The organism is Streptomyces sp. NPDC000878 (assembly GCF_053599695.1).
This window is the reverse complement of record NZ_JBSFMT010000047.1, coordinates 21102-38805: the sequence shown is the minus strand read 5'-3', so window position 1 is coordinate 38805 and position 17704 is coordinate 21102. Positions and strand designations below refer to the sequence as shown.

Here is a 17704-nt window from a genome sequence, read left to right as displayed (position 1 = left end):
GTACGGCGGCACCCCACCCGGCCCCCTACAACAGGCGCCCCCTCCCCCGCCACCCGCACGATGCCAGTGGAGGCCCGTCGACCGGCGGGCCCGTACGGTCTGCGCTCTCGGGAGGATCTGCCATGACCGTCAGTCTGGAACAGATGCGCCGCTGCCATTTCGCCGTCGACCTCGGAGCCGCGCGGACCCGCGTCTACGTCAAGGGTGCCGGGCTCGTCGTCGACCAGCCGTCCGTCGCCGCCGTGAACACCAGAACCGGCGCGCTGATCGCGGTCGGCGAGTTCGCCGAGAAGATGACGGGCCGTACGCCCGACTACATCCGGGTCGTTCGGCCCGTGTCCGGTGGGACCGTCGTCGACATCGAGATGGCGCAGCGCATGCTGCGGCACCTGATCGGCGACAAGGTACGGCGTACGCTGCGCCGCAAGCCGTTCCTGCGGGCCGCCGCCTGCTACCCGCACGACGCCGACCCCCTCGCACAGCGCGCGACCATCGAGACGCTCGTCGGGCTCGGCGCCCGGCGCGTCGAACTCGTCGACACGCTCATCGCCGCCGGCGTGGGATGCGGACTGCCCGTCGAGCAGCCCGAGGCGACCATGGTCATGGTGTGCGGGGCCGCCGCCACCCAGCTCGCCGTGCTCTCCCTCGGCTCGATCGTGACCGCCGAGCGGATCCCGGTCGGCGGTGAGGCCGTCGACCACGCGATCGTGCAGCATCTCCGGCATCAGCACGAGCTGATGCTGCCCAGTCAGTCGGTACGTCCGCTGCAGCTCGCCCTCTCCGGCAACGGGCTCACCCCGCACGGCCCGGAGTCCACCGAGATCCACGGACGGGACGTCGCCACCGGCCTCGCCCGTTCCGTCCAGGTCGACACCGCCGCCGTGCGCAACGCCATCCAGACCCCGCTGACCGCCGTACTCGACGGGATCGGCAAGGTGCTGCGGGACTGCCCGCCCGACCTGGTGGCCGACCTCGCCGACCGCGGGATCATGATGGTCGGCGGCAGCGCGCTGCTCCCCGGCCTCGACCAGATGCTGCGGCACGCCACGGGTATGCCGGTGCACATCGCGGAACGGCCGGACGTGTGCGCGGTGCAGGGCCTCGGGTACATGCTGGAGGGCAAGATCGAGCCGCTGGTGCTGGATCCGCTGGCCACCTGAGCAGCCGGTAGCCCCTCCGGCTTTCGATCCGTATGCCAGGCGACGCGTCTCCTCCTCCCGCTCCCTCTTCCCCTCCCTCTCCTCCCCTCCCGCCCCGTCTCGAAGCCGTGCTCGGCATCGGTACCGATCTCGAACTGCGCACCACGCTCCAGCACATCGTGGACGGCGCCGCCGAGTTGACCGGTGCCCGGTACGCGGGGCTCGGGATGGCCGACCCCGGGTCCGACGGTCTCGTGGAGCTCCGCAAGGCCGATCTGGGGCGCGCCGAACGGGCGGGCATCGCCGTCATCGACGTACCGATCCTGGTGGAGGGCGGGGAGTTCGGGCGGCTGTACCTCGCCGAGAAGCTCGACGGGACTCAATTCACCGACAACGACCGGCAGTTGCTGAGCGTCCTGGCCACGCAGGCCGGTATCGCGATCGGCAACGCCCGGCTGTACGAGACCGCCCGGCAGCGCGAGCGCTGGATCGAGGGTGCCGCCGCCGTCACCACCGCGCTGCTCACCGGTGGGGCCGACGACGACGCACTGCTGACCGTCGCGGACCGCGCCCGGCTTCTCGCCGACGCCGCCGCCGGTGTCATCCTCCAGCCGACGGCCGAGGGCGGCATGGAGATCGTGACCGCCGCCACGCTCGACGATCCCGGTGATGGTGTTGGTGATGGCGGTCGTGACGGTGATGGTGGTCGTGATGGTGACATCGTCGGGACCGTCGTCGCGCCCGGGAGTCCTGTCCTCGTCCAACTGCTGGGCGGGGAACCGGTGTTCGTCGACGACTCGGCGACCGACCCGCGGATGACGACCCCGGTACGGCACCGGTTCGGGCCGAGCATGCTGCTGCCGTTGCAGGCCGAGGGGCGGCTGATCGGCACGCTCGCGCTGCCGCGCCGGCGCGGTGACCGCCCGTACACCGACACGGAAAAGCTTCTCGCGACGCAGTTCGCCTCGCAGGCCGCCCTCGCGCTCGTCCTCGCCGACGCCCGGCGCCGGCGCGCCCGCCTCGCGGTGTACGAGGACCGCGACCGGATCGCCCGTGACCTGCACGATCTCGTCGTCCAACGGCTGTTCGCCACCGGCATGATGCTGGAGTCCACACAGCGCCGGGCGGTGGGCGACGACAAGGTGCGTGAGATTCTCGGGCGGGCGGTCGACGAACTCCAGGCCACGGTCCAGGAGGTCCGTACGACCATCTTCGCCCTCCAGCAGCCCCCGGCCGACGCGCCAACCACCCTGCGCGGCAAGGTACTTCGGGAGGCGGCCGGTGCGGCGGCGGTGCTCGGCCGCCGGCCTTCCGTCCACTTCACAGGGCCCGTCGAGCACCGCGTCCCGCCCCCGGTCGCCGCCCAGCTCCTCACCGCCCTGCGCCGTGCCCTCGCCACCGCCGTACGCCGTCCCGGTGTCACGCGCGTCGCGATCACGGTCGACGCGCCGGCGGTCCTGCCGGACGGTCGGGACGGCGTACGGCTGACGGTCTACGACGATGGCGACAGCGGCGACGGCACAACGGGCGCAGGCGCGGGTACGACGGCGCTCTGGCAGGCCCCGCTGGGAGACGGCACTCTGGAGTGAGGTGACGGAACGTAGACGGCGGAGGGGCAGTCGGTGACGGACATTGACACGCGTAACGGCACGCTCGTCAGCACTCGCCTCGGCACGTGCATCGACACGGGAATGGATACCGGCAGGGATCCCGGCAGGACCACCGGCAGGGGTACGCGTGTCGTGGCGCGTGTCCGCACCCGCATCGGCGTGACCGGGCATCGCTCGATCCCCGCCGCCGTCCTGCCGTCCGTGCGCACGGGCATCCGCCGACTCCTCCAGGGCGACGAGGAGTTGGAGGCGCTGAGCAGCCTCGCCGCCGGGGCCGATCAGCTGTTCGCCGACATCGCCCTGGAGCGCGGTATCCCGCTCACGGCCGTGATTCCCGGTATGGACTACGAGGCCCACCTCGGCGACGCCGACACCCGGGCCTCGTACCGCCGCCTCCTCAACTCCTGCCGTACCCGCGTGAATCTGCCCGTCGAGGCGACGCACGAGGAGGCCTATTTCGCGGCGGGCCGCTGGATCGTCGACCACGTCGACCGGCTGGTCGCGGTGTGGGACGGGCTGCCCGCGCGGGGGCTCGGCGGTACGGGGGACGTGGTGGCGTACGCGCGGCGCACGGGGGTTGCGGTGACGGTGCTGTGGCGGCCGGGGATGCTGCGCTCCTGACCTCGGGGCGGTCGTGGTATCCGGCCTGGGGCGGTCACGGCTTCCGGTCTCGGGCGGTCACGGTCTCCGGCCTGGGGCGGTCACGGCTTCCGGCCGCGGGGGCACGGCTTCCGGCCTGGGCGGTCACGATCCTCGGCCTCGGGACCTCCGGTCCGATCCATGGCCCTTGGCGAACTGGTGCGCTAATTTGTGGTGCAGGTCACCGGTGAATGGACACCCGTGGTGAGCGGGGGAGGTTCTGTTGACCCCGGCACAGCTGCGGGCCTTCTCCGCGACCGTCCGGCTCGGCTCCGTGAAGGCCGCCGCGGCCGATCTCGCCGTCACCGAGGCCGCCGTGTCGACGCACGTCGCGCATCTGCGCAGGGAACTCGGCGACAAGCTCTTCACCCGGACCGCCCAGGGGCTCGCGTTCACCCCGGGCGGGCTGCGGCTCGCCAGCCGGGCGGCGGAGCTGCTCGGGCTCCAGGACCGTACGGTCCTCGAAGTCCGGCAGGCCGGTTCCGGCCGACGGCTGTTACGGGTGGCCGCGTCGAGTCTGTTCGCGGAGCATGCCGCGCCCGGTCTCATCGAACTGTTCGCGGGGCGCGCCGACGATCTGGACGTCGAGCTGAGCGTGCACAGTCCGCAGCGGTTCGGGGCGTTGCTGGTGAACCGGGCTGTGGACGTGGCCATCGGGCCGCCTCCCGCCGCTGCCACCGTCGTCGACGCCGCCGCCGCCGAGACCAGGCACGCGGCGATGAGTATGAACTGCACTCCCTTCCTCAACTATCAGCTGATCGCCGTCGTGGGTCCCGACCACCCGCTCGCCACAGGGGCCGCCGGTGGTGCCGGGGTACGCGAACTCCGCGAGCAGACCTGGCTGTTGGGGCCGTCCGCCGTCGGCCGGGTCGGCATGGTGCCGTCCGTACTGCACTGCCTGGGCGTTCCCGAGCACAACCAGCGCATCTTCCAGAGCCATGCCGCCGCGGTGGAGGAGGCCAAGCGCGGGAAGGGTGTCGCCCTCGCAGTGGCGTTCGCGGTCGCGAAGGACATCGCCGGTGGCGGGCTCTGCCGGCTCGACGCGCCGGCCCTCCCGGCCCGCGGTTCCTGGAACGTCCTCGCTCTCGCCGACCGCGAGGAGCCGCCGACGGCCGCAGAGCTCCGGCGCTTCGTCACCACGCCCCGTGCCCTCCAGGCGATGCTGCGGGGCACGGGGGTCACTGCGGGGCGGTTTCGGCCCGCCATTCACGTGACTCTGTGGAGTTGAGCGAACCGCTGCGCACGTGGTTCGTTCGCTGCGGGTCGGTGGGGGCTGGTCGCGCCCACGCGGCGGAGCCGCACATCGACACAGCCCCGCGCCCCTAAGGGGCGCGCTCACGCGCCCGGCGTTTCCGAGGCAGCCCAGGAACATCGGCCCCCACCGCCGCGGCCTGGCGGTGAGGGCCGAGGGGTGCTCAGACCCCGTGCGCTGAGCACCCTCGTCGCGCGCCCTCGTCCGGGGCGCGCAGGCAGGGCCGGATCACCGGTGGATCACTTGTACGTGATGTCCGAGTTGCTGTAGCGGCAGTGTGTGCCGTCCGGGCCGGTGCCGAGGGACGGTGGTTCGGCGCCGGTGGAGTTGCCCTGGAAGCGCTCGCAGATGACGATCTTCCTGCTGCTGTCGCCGACGACCGTGACCCCCGAAATCGTGGCCGTGTCCCCGTAGTTGGCGTTGATCCCGACCAGGACCTTGCCGGGGCTGGTCGCCTGGACGTTCTTCACCACGATGTGGCGCTCGTACTGCGTCTTGCAGTTGCCGCACGCACGGACCAGCTTGCCGAAGTCGGCGACCTGGAAGTTCTGGACGGTGAGCGTGCCGGCGCCGTTGAACTGGAAGACCTTGTCGTCCGCGTTCCGCGCGCCGCCGCCGGAGACGAGGTACGTGGCCGAGGCCGACTTGCTCTTGAACGTGGCCGCGTCCTCGCCGACGTCCTCCCACCACACGTTCTGGAGCGTGCAACTGCCCAGGCAGTGAACGCCGTCGGCGGCCGGGGCGCCCAGGACCACGTTCTTCAGGACCGCGCCGTCGGCGAGTTCGAAGATCGGGCCCTGGTTCTCGTCCTGGTCGGCACTGCCGAGGTCACCGGAGCCGTAGAAGCGCTTGAGGCCGCCGTCGTACGTACCCGAGACCTCGATGCTCGCGGTGACCGCCTGCACGCCGGCGACCGTGGGCCACGCGCCCAGGGTCGTGCCGCCGGCGGAGTCCGTTCCGGAGGCCGGGGTGGTGGAGGCACTCGCGGACTTGCTCGCCGAGGCGGAGGCGGAGGTGGCGGCAGATGGGGACGCGGACTTGGAGGCCGACGCCGAGACCGACGGAGAGGGCGACGCCGACTTGGTCGCCGAAGCCGATGCCGAGGCCGACGGTGACTTCGTCGGCGACGAACCGCTGTCCTCCGCCACCAGCGTCCAACTCTTGCTGCTCGCCTTGTCGCAGGAGTTCTGCTGCGCCAACCCGCCCTTGATGTTGAGGCACTTGGAGCTCTTGGCGTTGACCAGGTGGTACGCGTCGTCCACCGCCGTCAGCTTCCACACCTGCGACGAGCCGCCGTCGCAGGTCTGCTGCTGCACCGCCTTGCCCGCGGAGGCCGACGCGCCCTTGACCCCGGCGCACAGTGCGCCGACCACAGCCTTGATCGTGAACCCGCCGCCGCTGTCGGTCAGTTGCCAGGTCTGCCCGGCGGCCGAGTCGTCGCACGTGGCCGTGCCCAGCTGCGCACCGCTCGCAGTGGCCGCCGTCGCCCCCGTCAGGCAGGTGCTGTCGGCGGCGTTCACCAGGCGGTACGTTCCGGAACCCGGGCCGGCCGCGGACGCTGTCATCAGCATCCCGCCGGCGACCGCGCCACCGCCCAGGACCGCGACCAGCGCGCCGATCAGTACGCCCCTGCGGCGGCTCGTTCTCTTGCGGCGCGGTCCGCGCCCCACTGCTCTCTTGCCCACGTCGTCACTCTCGTTCGGGAGTTCGCGCTGTTCGTTTCCGACGCCCGTCTGTCGCCACCGGTGCTGTGGGGGTTGCCGCGTCCACGGAACTTTGTGGGAACTTTGTGCTTCCCGAGTGAGAGCCGGTGAGTGCTGAGTGAGTACCGGGTGAGCACCGGGCGAGTGCCAAGCGATCAGCGGGAGTTCGCGGTCCCGAGGCGCGCCACCTCGCCCGGCACCCTCAGCAGCGCCCCGAAACTGTCCGCCGGGAGCAGCAGGTCGACGTACGGCAGCGCGGTGGACATCGTCGTCGTGCGGGGTTCGAAGCCGGGGGCGGCGGCCCTCGGGTTCAGCCAGATGACCGTGTGGGCGCGGCGGCGCAGCCTGGCCATGGCCGTCGCGAGCCGGGCGGGCGGGTCCCCGTCCCAGCCGTCCGAGCAGATGAGGACGACGGCTCCGCGCAGAGTGCCGCCGTGGTGCGAGGCGAGCAGGGTGGCGAGGCAGTGCGCGATCCGGGTGCCGCCGAAACGGTCGCCGACCCGCTCGGTGGCCTCGTCGACCGCCGCCTCGGCCGAGCGGCGTCCGAGGACCGTGGTGAGCCGGGTCAGTGTCGTCGCGAACGCGAACACCTCGGCGTCCGTCGTCAGCGCGAGTGCCCGCATCAGATGCAGATACGCGACCGCCTGCGGCTGCATCGATCGGCTGACGTCACACAGCACGACGACCCGGCGGGGCCGTTCCACCGGCCCCGTCCGCACCAGCCGCACCGGCTCCCAGCCCGTCCGGCGGGCCCGCGCCACGGTCTCCCGGATCGCCACGCGCGGCCCGCCGGCCCGTACCGCGTACCGCCGCGACCGCCGCCTGGGCCACTCCCCCAGCGTCCTCTCCAGCCACCGCCCGAGCAACTCCGCGTCCCTCGGGGCCAGTTGCTCGAACGGCGTGTCCACCGAACCGGCCAGTTCACTGGGCAGCCGCTCCGGTACGGCGGCCAGGGCGCGGTCGTCCCGCTGGTCGGCCCCGGTGACGGTGGGCGGGAGGGTGATCCAGGGCAGGCCCGAATCGCCAGTAGCGGCGGAGGAGTTGGCCGACGACGAGAGGCCCTTCTCACCCACCGGTGTACGTCCGTTCCGGCGCGCGTGCGGGTCCATGGCAAGCACAAGCACCGCCTCGCCGAAGACACCGGCGAACACCTCCTCGAATGCCGCCAGTTGGCCGTACTCGCGGACGAGGGTGACCCGGGCCGTCCAGTACAGCGCCGTCCGCGAGGCCGACGGAACGGCGGCCAGCGCCTGTACGAAGTCCTGCGTGGCGGTGAGGCCCACGGGTACGCCCCGCTCCCGCAGCCGGGTGGCGAGTGCGACGGCGAACGCCGCCCGGTCAACTGCGGGCAGTACAGGCCCGGTTGGTGTCACCGGACCAGAAGAAAGATCACCACGGCCACGACGACTGCGACGACGGCCACCGGGATCAACCGCTTGTAGACGGACCCTCCGGCCAACCGCATCAGGTCCAACTGCTCCGGCGCCGCGACAGGAACCTCCGCCTCTGCATCCGCCGCGTCCTCGCTCTCGCTCTCGCCCTCGCCCGCGTCCTCGCCCGCGTCCGGCGTCAGGAGCTGCGCCTCCACGTTCTCGATGAACTGGGTGAACAGTTTCTCCGAGATCTCCTTGATCATCCCGCTGCCGAACTGGGCAAGTTTTCCACTGATGTTGAGGTCGGTGCTCACCGTCACGACCGTCCCCGCGCCCTCCGCCCGCAGCCGGGCGTCGATCGTCGCCGACGCGTTGCCCGCCCCGCGCGTGTCCTTGCCCACCGCGCTGATCACCGCGTGATGTGCAGCCTCGTCCTTCTCCACGAAGCGTGCCGTGCCCGCGAACTGGCTGATCACCGGCCCGACCTTCACCTTCACCCGGCCCTGGTAGACCTCGCCCTCCACCCCCGTGAGCTGGGCGCCCGGCATGCACGGGGCGAGTCCCGCCAGATCCGTGAGCGCCTGCCACGCCCGCTCGACGGGCACGCCGACCTCGAACTCGTTGTCGATCTTCATGGCTTCATGGTCTCCTCGCTTGTCCGGGACCGGGATAGCCGAGCTCTTCGAGAGCCTCGGTGACGGCGACACGGTCGTCGGGGCTCTTGGCGACGGCGCTGAGCGTGGCGACGATGTCCCCGCGTGCCAGCCGCGCCACCCTCAGCACGGCCAGCGCCGACACCCAGTCGATGGCCTCCGCCATGCCCGGCGCCTTGTCCAGGTCAAGGCCGCGCACCCGTCCGACGAACTCCGTCGCCGACGCGATCAGCGGCTCGTTCGCCGCCGGTACCGAGCGGCGCAGGATCTCCGCCGTGCGCTCGGGCGCCGGGAAGTCGATCCAGTGGTAGAGGCAGCGGCGGCGCAGCGCGTCGTGGAGTTCGCGGCTGCGGTTGGAGGTGAGGATCGCGACGGGCGGCCGTACGGCGGTGAAGGTGCCCAACTCCGGGACGGTGATGGCCGATTCGCCGAGGAACTCGAAGAGCAGCGCCTCGAACTCGTCGTCGGCGCGGTCGATCTCGTCGATGAGGAGAACCGGCGGCAGCGGACCCTGGTGGCGCACCGCCCGCAGCAGGGGCCGGTCGAGCAGGAACTCCTCGGTGAACAAGTCGGTTTCCCTCAGCCGCTGTTGGCCGTCATACCCCTGCTGTCCCTGATGCCCATGTGCCTCGGTGAGCCGGACGGCGAGCAGTTGGCGCTGGTAGTTCCACTCGTACAGCGCCTCCCCGGCTGTCAGTCCCTCGTAGCACTGCAACCGGATCAGCGGGGTGTCCAGGGCCTCAGCGAGTGCCTTCGCGGCGCTGGTCTTGCCCACGCCCGGCTCGCCCTCCAGCAGCAGCGGCCGGCCGAGGACGGTGGCGAGGAAGAGGGCGGTCGCCGTGCCCTCGTCCACCAAGTACCCGACGTCGTCCAGCCGTTGGCGTACGTCGTCGGCGTCCTTGAACAGGGCGGGCGGCGCGGGCCGGGCGGGCGGTTCGGACATCGCGCCCACCCGTCAGTCGGAGCATGCGGTCGCGGTCGTGCCGCCGCACACCGGGTCGGCGACCGTCTCCGGCGGGCGTTCGGCCAGAGGCCGCGCTGTCTGCCGTACGGCCGACACCACCTCCGCCAGGATCGACAGCGCGATCTCGGGCGCCGTGCGCGCGCCGATGTCCAGCCCGGCCGGGGTGTGGATCCGGGCCGACTCCCCTTCCTCCAGGCCGAGTTCCTCGATCAGAGCCGCGCTCCGGCGTCTGCTGGCGACCAGCGCGATGTACGGGACGTCGGCGTCGAGAGCGGCCCGCAGGCCTTCGGCGTCCCCTCTCCCCTGCCCGGCCACGACCACCGCCACCGTCTGTTCGGCGGGCGGGCCCTCCGGCAGGGAGCGTGCGGTGGCGTAGCCGAGGACGTCGGCGAGGGCGATGAACGTCTCGGCGACCGGGGTCCCGCCCACGACCTCGATCAGCGGGGGCGGCAGCACCGGCTCCAGGAAGATCTCCAACGCACCGCCCGAGAGGCAGTGGTTGACGACGACGTGAGCGCCGGGCGCGGGCGGGAACTCGGGCTCGCCCTCGGGCAGTACCCGCAGCAGCAGCGGCCCACCGCCGTGCAGGGCGCCGAGTGCCGCCGTACGCACCGAGCCCTCCGCGCACACGCCGCCCACGAAGCCGTCGATCGTGCCGTCGCCGTACACGATGGCCTCGTCGCCGGGGCGTGCGGACGCGGGCGCCTGGGCGCGCACCACGCGGGCGTGGACGAACGGCACGCGTCGTTCGGTCAGTTCACGCGCACGAGCACTCACCGTTTTCATGACGACCCCTCAGATAGGCGGCGCGGGGCGCCCGTTCATCGCCTCCCACACCCGTGACGGTGTGAGCGGCATGTCCGCGTGCCGGATGCCGTACGGCTTCAGCGCGTCGACGACCGCGTTGACGATGGCGGGCGGTGAGCCGACGGTCGCGGACTCGCCGACGCCCTTGGCGCCGATGGGGTGGTGCGGGGACGGTGTGACGGTGAACCCCGTTTCCCAGTCGGGGACTTCGAGGGAGGTGGGGATGAGGTAGTCCATCAGCGAGCCGCTGAGGCAGTTGCCGTCCTCGTCGAAGGAGATCATCTCCATCAGCGCCATCCCGACCCCGTCGGTCAGCCCGCCGTGCACCTGCCCCTCGATGATCATCGGGTTGATCCGGGTCCCGCAGTCGTCGACGGCCACGAACCGCCGTACCGTCACCTTGGCGGTCCCCGGGTCGATGTCGACGACGCAGATGTAGGCGCCGTGCGGGTAGGTGAGGTTCTCGGGGTTGTAGCAGATCTGCGCCTCCAGGCCGCCCTCGACACCGTCGGGCAGGTCGCCGGCGCCGTGCGCGCGCATCGCGATGGCCTGGATGGTGACCGAGGCCTCGGGGTCCCCTGCGACCCGGAAGGAGCCCTTCTCCCATTCCAGGTCGGCGACCGACACCTCCAGCATCGAGGAGGCGATGAGCCGCGCCTTGTCCCGGACCTTGCGGGCGACCAGTGCGGCGGCGGCCCCGGAGACGGGCGTGGACCGGCTGCCGTAGGTGCCGAGCCCGAAGGGTGTCTGGTCGGTGTCGCCGTGCACGACGTCGATGTCCTGCGGCGGGATGCCCAGTTCCTCGGCGACGATCTGCGCGAACGTCGTCTCGTGGCCCTGCCCCTGGGTCTGCACCGACAGTCGCACGACCGCCTTCCCGGTCGGATGCACGCGCAGCTCGCAGCCGTCGGCCATGCCGAGTCCGAGGATGTCCATGTCCTTGCGGGGCCCGGCGCCGACCGCCTCCGTGAAGAACGCCACCCCGATGCCCATGACCTCACCGCGGGCCCGCTTCTCGGCCTGTTCGGCGCGGAGTTGGTCGTACCCGGCGAGCTGCTTGGCGAGTTCCATGGTGGGCGCGTAGTTCCCGGAGTCGTACACCCAGCCGGTCTTGCTGCGGTAGGGGAACTGTTCGGGCCGGATGAAGTTCCGCATCCTCAACTCGACGGGATCGGCGCCCAGTTCGTACGCCAGACAGTCCACCATCCGCTCGACGAGGTAGACCGCCTCGGTGATGCGGAACGAGCAGGCGTAAGCCACCCCGCCCGGGGCCTTGTTGGTGTAGACGGCAGTCATCTTGCAGTAGGCGGCCTCGATGTCGTAACTGCCGGTGAAGACACCGAAGAAGCCGGCCGGGTACTTCACGGGCGCCGCCGTGCCGTTGAACGCACCATGGTCGGCAAGGACGTTGGTGCGGATGGCGAGGATCTTCCCGTCGCGGGTGGCGGCGATCTCGCCGCGCATGACGTAGTCGCGGGCGAAGCCGGTGCTGATGAGGTTCTCCGACCGGTCCTCCATCCACTTCACGGGTTTCCCGGTGAGCAGCGAGCCGACGATCGCGCACACGTAACCGGGGTAGATCGGCACCTTGTTGCCGAAGCCGCCGCCGATGTCCGGGGAGACGACCCGGATCTTGTGCTCGGGCAGTCCGGCGACGATCGCGTAGAGGGTGCGGTGGGCGTGCGGGGCCTGGGTGGTGGACCAGAGGGTCAACCTGCCGTCCACGGCGTCGTAGTCGGCGACGGCACCGCACGTCTCCATGGGCGCCGGATGCACCCGCGGGTACACGATGTCCTCGGTGACGACGACGTCGGCGCGGGCGAACGCGGCCTCGGTCTCGGCGGCGTCCCCGGTCTCCCAGTCGAAGCAGTGGTTGTCCCGCTTGCCCTCCAAGTCGTCCCGGATGACGGGGGCTTGGGGCGAGAGCGCGGTGCGTACGTCGATCACCGGGTCCAGTGCCTCGTACTCGACGTCGATCAACTCCAGGGCGTCCCGGGCGGAGTAGCGGTCCTCGGCTACGACGAAGGCGACCTCCTGCCCCTGGAAACGGACCTTGTCGGTGGCGAGGACGGCCTGGACGTCGCCGGAGAGGGTCGGCATCCAGGCCAGTCCCTGTGCGGCGAGCGCGGCGCCGGTGACGACGAGCCGGACCTTCGGGTGCGCCTCGGCCAGGGTGGTGTCGACGGACACGATCCGGGCGTGCGCGAACGGGGAGCGCAGGACGGCGAGATGCAGCATGCCGGGGAGCTGGAGGTCGTCGACGTAACGCCCCTTGCCGCGCACGAAGCGGGCGTCCTCCTTGCGAAGCATCCGCCCGTGCCCACAGGGTTTCTGGTCGTTGTCGACGAAGGCGGTCGGGCGGCTGCCCTGACTGCCCTGGCCGTCGTGCGCGGCGGAGCCACGGCCGGCGACGGTGGTCATGAGACGCCCCCCGAGCCGGAAGCCAACTCGATCTCCGACTCGATCTCCGACTCGTCCGTCGGTTGCTCGGTCCGGGTCCCGGCCTCCTCCGCGGCGGCCCACCGCACGGACCGGACGATGGTGGCGTACCCGGTGCAGCGGCAGATCTGCCCGGAGATGGCCTCGCGGATCTCGGGCTCGGAGGGGTCGGGGTTGCGGTCGAGGAGAGCACGGGCGGTCATCATCATGCCGGGCGTGCAGAACCCGCACTGGAGCCCATGACACTCGACGAACCCCCGCTGCACGGCGTCGAGTTGGCCGTTGGCGTCGGCCAGTCCCTCGACGGTCCGCACGGCGTGCCCGCCCGCCATGGCGGCGAGTACGGTGCAGGACTTGACGGGCTCGCCGTCCAACCACACCACGCACGTACCGCAGTTGCTGGTGTCGCAGCCCCAGTGGGTACCGGTCAGGGCGAGATGGTCGCGCAGGAAGTGGACGAGGAGCAGCCGTCCCTCGATCTCCCGGGTGACCTCGTCCCCGTTGACGGTCATGGTGACCTGCATGCGCGTCACACCCCCTGTCCGTCGAGTCCGTCGAGTCCGCTGATCCGCGCCACGGCCCTGCGCAGCACGCGCACGGTCAACTCCCGTGCCAGGTGCCGCTTGTACTCGGCGCTGCCCCGCCGGTCGGTGACGGGCGAGCAGGCCTCGGCGGCGATGTCCCCGGCCCGGGCGTACAGTTCCTCGCCGGGCGGCCGGCCGCGCAGGGCGTCGCCGATGCCCTCGATCCCGGCGGTGTTCGGGCCGACGGCGGCGAGTCCGACCCGGGCGTCGGCTATGAGTCCGTCCCCGTCCAGCCACACGGCCGCTCCGGCCGACACCACCGCCCAGTCCCCGGCCCGGCGCTCGACCTTCTCGTACGCGCTGGACCCGTTCGGCCGGACCGGGAGGCGCACCTCGGTCAGCATCTCGGCGTCACCGACGGCGGTCTCGTACGGCCCTTGATGGAACTCGCCCATGGGCACGACCCGTTGACCGTCCACACCCTGGATCACACAGCTCGCGTCGAGCGTCGTGCACACGGCGGACAGGTCCTCGGAGGGGTCGGCCTGGCAGAGCGAGCCGCCGAGCGTGCCGCGGTTGCGGACGACGGGATCGGCGATGACGCGTTCGGCGTCCCGGAACACCGGGAAGGCGGCGGCCAGTTGGTCGGACTCCAGGAGTTCGCGGTGCCGGGTCATCGCGCCGATGCGGATCAGTCCGGGCTCGGCGCGGATGTAACCCAGCTCGCCGTGCAGGTCGTTGATGTCGATCAGGTACTCGAAGTTGGCCAGCCGGAGCTTCATCATCGGCAGCAGGCTGTGCCCGCCGGCCACCAGTCGGGCGGTGTCACCCAGGCGGTCCAGAAGAGCGACGGCCTCCGGGACACTGCCGACGCGCCGATACTCGAACGGAGCGGGAACCTGCATACCGCATCCCCCCTGACTTCCCCGTGTCAGTTGTGCGGACGTGGTGTCCGGGGGCACTTCACCGCCTGTTGGTGAACGGTGTCAACGGCTGATTAAGCGTTCACTTAACTTGCTCAGCCCCCGAACCGCACCAGCCAGTCGGTGTGCTGCGGCGAAACGATTCTCTCGGCTTCGGCGACCGCCTCCGCCCAGCCCGACTCCGTCACCGTCCTGATCATCGTGACGCGCAGTGTCTCCAGGTCCTGTTCGATCAGGGAGTGCGCGTACTTCAACGGCCTGTGCCGCCGTACCTCCTGCCAGGCCACCCCGGCCGCCGCACCGGCGCTGAGGAGCCCGGTGAGATCCCAGCCGCCGATGACGCCGAGGGCCCTGAGCACGGCGGCCATCAGGGCGAGCAGCGTCAGCGCGGCGGTGATGGAGGACCAGCGTACGGAGGAGCGGTGCGACTGCGCGGCCCGGTTCTTGTACCAGACGAACTGTTCCAGTAATCGCTCGCGCACATAGAAGTCCCGGCGCGCCGCGAAGGGCTTGGCGCGCACGGCCCGCATGACCGGGGTGATCTGCCCGACCCCACGGGCGTGGATCCCGTTGCGGGAGTCCTCCCAGCCGACCCGCCTGAGTTCCCGCAGCCGCTCCTCCAGCCGTTCCGCGAACAGCCCGTCGGGGTCCGCGACCCGGGTGTGGAACGGCCCGCCGTGCACCATGTACTGCCAGGCCAGCGACTTCAGCAGCTCGGCCACGTCGCGGTGCGCCCGCCACTGGGCGCGGGCGCGGCGGCGGGCGGTGTGCAGACCGATTGCGATCGTGCAGGCGTAAAGCACTGCGGAGAACGCCGCTGGAATATGACTGTGGAAACGTTCCGCCAGCATGGCCATCGCCGTCGCCGACAGCAGCAGCGTCAATTGCGTGCGTACCGCGTAGAAGGACTCACTCTGACGGCTCAGCGCCCGCCGATCGCTCACCACGAACAGCGGTGGAAGATCACTCTCACTCAACGTGACACTGGGCCCCGGAGTCCTGGCGTGCAATTGACTCACCCCCGCGGTCATTGCGCACACAATTGTCCACTCTTCGGGAATCAGAGTATGAACTCGAACGGCCAATGTCACCCTCGCCGTCGGCCTCCGGTATCGTCCGCGTCAAAACCAGCCTTTCTCGTCGTCGGCAGGTCCCACCGTCGACGAGGAACAGCACGAGGAGCCACGAACCGGCCATGACCCTCTCTCAGTCACCGGCAGAGCCCACCACCGACGCTCAGCCGACGCCGCAGCGGCAGACCCCGCTGGGGGGCATCCCCCGATACTCGCCCGCGGTCACGGGCGCGATCGGGCGGTTGCTGGACAGTCCTGACCGGCGTCCGTCCCACCCCACCTTCAACTCTGCGGTCTGAGTCCGAGGTTCACGCGGACAGGTGGATCCGGCGGTGACTCCCGCCGGATGCACCCACGTCAGGGCCCCCTCGATCGTCAACTTGCTGAATTTTTAGCCAAGTTGCCCTTCGGAGGGGTCGGATCTTTGCCATGATGCGAGGGGTGACGAGCCCATCCCTCCAGCAGCTGGTTCTCAAGGTGCACAGCAGGTGTGACCTGGCCTGCGACCACTGCTACGTGTACGAGCACGCCGACCAGGGCTGGCGGGCCCGCCCGGTGGTCATCTCCGACGAGGCTCTCACCCAGACCGCCCGCCGGTTCGCCTCCTACGTCGAGGCCCACAGGCTGCCCTCGGTGGCGATCATCCTCCACGGGGGCGAGCCCCTCCTCTGCGGCCCCGCCCGGCTCAGAAGAATCTGCGCGGAACTCACGCGCTCCCTCGCCCCGGTCACCTCGCTGGACCTCCAGATCCACACCAACGGAATCCAGCTGAGCACCAGACATCTGGACGTCTTCGCGGAATTCGGCGTCAAGGTGGGTATCTCGCTCGACGGGGACCGTGCGGCCAACGACCGGCACCGACTCGATCGCAGAGGCCGCAGCAGCTACGACCGGGTACTGCGCGGAATCGAGCTCCTGCGCACCCCCGAATACCGCCATCTCTTCGGCGGCCTGCTGTGCACCGTGGATGTCGCCAACGACCCCGTCACAGTGCACGAAACGCTCACGGCTCTCGATCCTCCCCGTATCGACTATTTGCTGCCGCACTCCACCTGGGAGCACCCTCCGCCGAACCCCTCCGGATCTCCGACCCCGTACGCCGACTGGCTGCTGACGGTTTTCGACCTCTGGGAGGAGCAAGGGCGCAGGATCCCCGTACGGACGTTCGAGTCCGTGCTCAGTACCCTGCGCGGCGGCCCCAGCCTGACCGAGGCGATGGGACTCGCCCCCTCCGACCTCGCGGTGGTCGAGACGGACGGCAGCTTCGAACAGGCGGACTCGCTCAAGACGGCTTTCGACGGAGCGGCGGCCACCGGGTACGACGTCTTCCGGCACGGCTTCGAGGAGTTCGCCCGGCACGAGGGGGTGCTGGCCCGCCAGCGCGGACTCGCCGGTGTCAGCGAGGCCTGCCGCCGCTGCCCGGTCGTCGACTCCTGCGGCGGCGGTCTGTACGCCCACCGCTACAGCGCCGAACGCGGTTTCGACAACCCGTCCGTCTTCTGCGCCGACCTGCGCGCCCTGGTGGACGGGATCGCCGAGCGGGTGACCTCGCGTGCACTGTCCCCGGCGGTCTGCCGTGCGGACGCCCTGAGCTTCTCGCAGCTGGAGCTGGACCGGACCCTGCTGAGCGTCACACACGACGACCTGGCGCCCCAGCCGGACTGGGAGGACGCCTGGCGGGCCCTGCTGGAGCTGGACTCCGGGGACAGCAGCGCCGAGCACCTCAACGCCGTTCTCGCCCACCCGTACGTCCGTACGTCACTGCTCCGGTCCCGGCACGAAGCCGCCGACCTCCCCCGCTTCATGGCGCTGGCCTTCACGGCGGCGGTGCGGGCCGGCGCCGATGTGACGCTCGGCTGGGACCAGCCCGAACGTGCCGTCCATCTCCCGACGCTGGGCACGTTCACGCTGGCGGAGCCCGGCCGGATCGAGGTCAAGACGACGGCGGACGGCTTCTGTGTGTTCGACGGCTCGGGCTCCGAACAGGTGCAGCTCACCGGCGCCGCGCACGCCTCCCGGTGGCGCCCGCTGGAGACCGTACGACCGCCCGGCCGGCCGCCCCTGCTGATCGACGACGCGGACCCCTACCGCGACTGTTTCTCCGCTTCCCTCGCCGCCGGGCCGACCCCGGCGTCGTTCGCCGAGCGCCTGGTACAGGCGTACGGACTCCTGAACGCGCGGCTGCCCCGGTGGTCCGAGGACCGCAACGCGTTCCAGGTCACCACGGTCACCCCGCTCGCACCGGGCAGCGGACTGCGACTCGGCGGACACAGGCCGGGGGCGCTGGGTGTGGCGGTCGACTTCACACCGGAGGAGTTCGTGCGCGAGCTGCCCGGGCTGGGCCGACGGGCCAGGTTCACCTCTCTCCGGGAGACGAGCGACCTGAACGTCCTGGGCAACCGGGCCGGCCGCCTCCTGGACGAGGCCTTCGAGCAACTCGGCAACTCCCGCCACGAGGCCGCCGTACGAGCCCTGGTGGAGCTGACCACCCTCCCCGAACGCGAACTCACGGAAACGGGAGCGGTGTTGGCGGCGCAGCTGTGGACGGAGTGGGCCCAGCATGCCTGACCAACCGTCACCCTTCAGTACCGGCCGGGGCATTCCA

Annotated in this window: 14 protein-coding genes and 2 pseudogenes; 6 read left to right on the top strand and 10 right to left on the bottom strand. The window is 71.0% G+C overall.

Annotated elements, in window-relative coordinates:
• The first annotated feature begins 122 nt into the window (after positions 1-122).
• From ACWDR4_RS32540 to ACWDR4_RS32525, 4 genes are all read left to right on the top strand, one after another.
• Positions 123-1160, top strand: a complete 1038-nt coding sequence (locus ACWDR4_RS32540; RefSeq protein WP_450413702.1) for a rod shape-determining protein — start codon at positions 123-125, stop codon at positions 1158-1160.
• Between the two features lie 32 nt (positions 1161-1192).
• Positions 1193-2728 carry a sensor histidine kinase gene (locus ACWDR4_RS32535; RefSeq protein ID WP_450413701.1) on the top strand — a complete coding sequence of 512 codons (1536 nt, stop codon included), beginning with the start codon at positions 1193-1195 and terminating at the stop codon, positions 2726-2728.
• A 102-nt stretch (positions 2729-2830) separates the two neighbouring features.
• Positions 2831-3370 (top strand): hypothetical protein, encoded by a 540-nt coding sequence (locus ACWDR4_RS32530; protein ID WP_450413746.1) that lies wholly within the window; start codon positions 2831-2833, stop codon positions 3368-3370.
• 241 nt (positions 3371-3611) lie between these two features.
• A complete protein-coding gene (locus ACWDR4_RS32525) occupies positions 3612-4616 on the top strand; it encodes a LysR family transcriptional regulator (RefSeq protein ID WP_450413700.1) in 1005 nt (334 codons plus the stop codon).
• Between the two features lie 263 nt (positions 4617-4879).
• On the opposite strand, the pseudogene ACWDR4_RS32520 reads toward ACWDR4_RS32525, so the two are convergent.
• The 10 genes and pseudogenes from ACWDR4_RS32520 to ACWDR4_RS32475 all read right to left on the bottom strand — a co-directional run.
• Positions 4880-5569: pseudogene (locus ACWDR4_RS32520) on the bottom strand (pectate lyase); the annotation flags it as partial.
• A gap of 246 nt (positions 5570-5815) precedes the next feature.
• Positions 5816-6205 (bottom strand): annotated as a pseudogene (locus ACWDR4_RS32515) (RICIN domain-containing protein); the annotation flags it as partial.
• Between the two features lie 293 nt (positions 6206-6498).
• On the bottom strand, positions 6499-7716 hold the full coding sequence (locus tag ACWDR4_RS32510; RefSeq protein WP_450413699.1) for a vWA domain-containing protein: 1218 nt from the start codon (positions 7714-7716) through the stop codon (positions 6499-6501).
• Positions 7713-8351, bottom strand: coding sequence for an SRPBCC family protein (locus tag ACWDR4_RS32505; RefSeq protein ID WP_450413698.1), 639 nt, complete (start codon positions 8349-8351; stop codon positions 7713-7715). The genes ACWDR4_RS32510 and ACWDR4_RS32505 overlap by 4 nt, the downstream gene beginning before the upstream one ends.
• 4 nt (positions 8352-8355) lie before the next feature.
• The gene (locus ACWDR4_RS32500; protein ID WP_450413697.1) at positions 8356-9312 is read right to left on the bottom strand and encodes an AAA family ATPase; all 957 of its coding nucleotides are present in this window, start codon (positions 9310-9312) and stop codon (positions 8356-8358) included.
• A 12-nt stretch (positions 9313-9324) separates the two neighbouring features.
• Complete coding sequence (locus ACWDR4_RS32495) at positions 9325-10119, bottom strand: XdhC family protein (protein WP_450413696.1); 795 nt, start codon at positions 10117-10119, stop codon at positions 9325-9327.
• Between the two features lie 9 nt (positions 10120-10128).
• Positions 10129-12561, bottom strand: coding sequence for an aerobic carbon-monoxide dehydrogenase large subunit (locus ACWDR4_RS32490; RefSeq protein WP_450413695.1), 2433 nt, complete (start codon positions 12559-12561; stop codon positions 10129-10131).
• Positions 12558-13103 carry a (2Fe-2S)-binding protein gene (locus tag ACWDR4_RS32485; RefSeq protein WP_450413745.1) on the bottom strand — a complete coding sequence of 182 codons (546 nt, stop codon included), beginning with the start codon at positions 13101-13103 and terminating at the stop codon, positions 12558-12560. Before ACWDR4_RS32485 ends, ACWDR4_RS32490 begins: the two co-directional genes overlap by 4 nt.
• A gap of 5 nt (positions 13104-13108) precedes the next feature.
• A complete protein-coding gene (locus ACWDR4_RS32480) occupies positions 13109-14008 on the bottom strand; it encodes an FAD binding domain-containing protein (protein ID WP_450413694.1) in 900 nt (299 codons plus the stop codon).
• A 113-nt stretch (positions 14009-14121) separates the two neighbouring features.
• A complete protein-coding gene (locus ACWDR4_RS32475) occupies positions 14122-15003 on the bottom strand; it encodes a DUF4231 domain-containing protein (RefSeq protein ID WP_450413693.1) in 882 nt (293 codons plus the stop codon).
• A gap of 218 nt (positions 15004-15221) precedes the next feature.
• Here ACWDR4_RS32475 and ACWDR4_RS32470 point away from each other — a divergent pair, with 218 nt between their 5' ends.
• Both ACWDR4_RS32470 and fxsBH read left to right on the top strand, forming a co-directional pair.
• Positions 15222-15398 carry a hypothetical protein gene (locus ACWDR4_RS32470; protein WP_450413692.1) on the top strand — a complete coding sequence of 59 codons (177 nt, stop codon included), beginning with the start codon at positions 15222-15224 and terminating at the stop codon, positions 15396-15398.
• 133 nt (positions 15399-15531) lie between these two features.
• The gene (fxsBH, locus tag ACWDR4_RS32465; RefSeq protein WP_450413744.1) at positions 15532-17667 is read left to right on the top strand and encodes a radical SAM/SPASM protein FxsBH, inactivated beta-hydroxylase extension form; all 2136 of its coding nucleotides are present in this window, start codon (positions 15532-15534) and stop codon (positions 17665-17667) included.
• Positions 17668-17704: the final 37 nt, after the last annotated feature.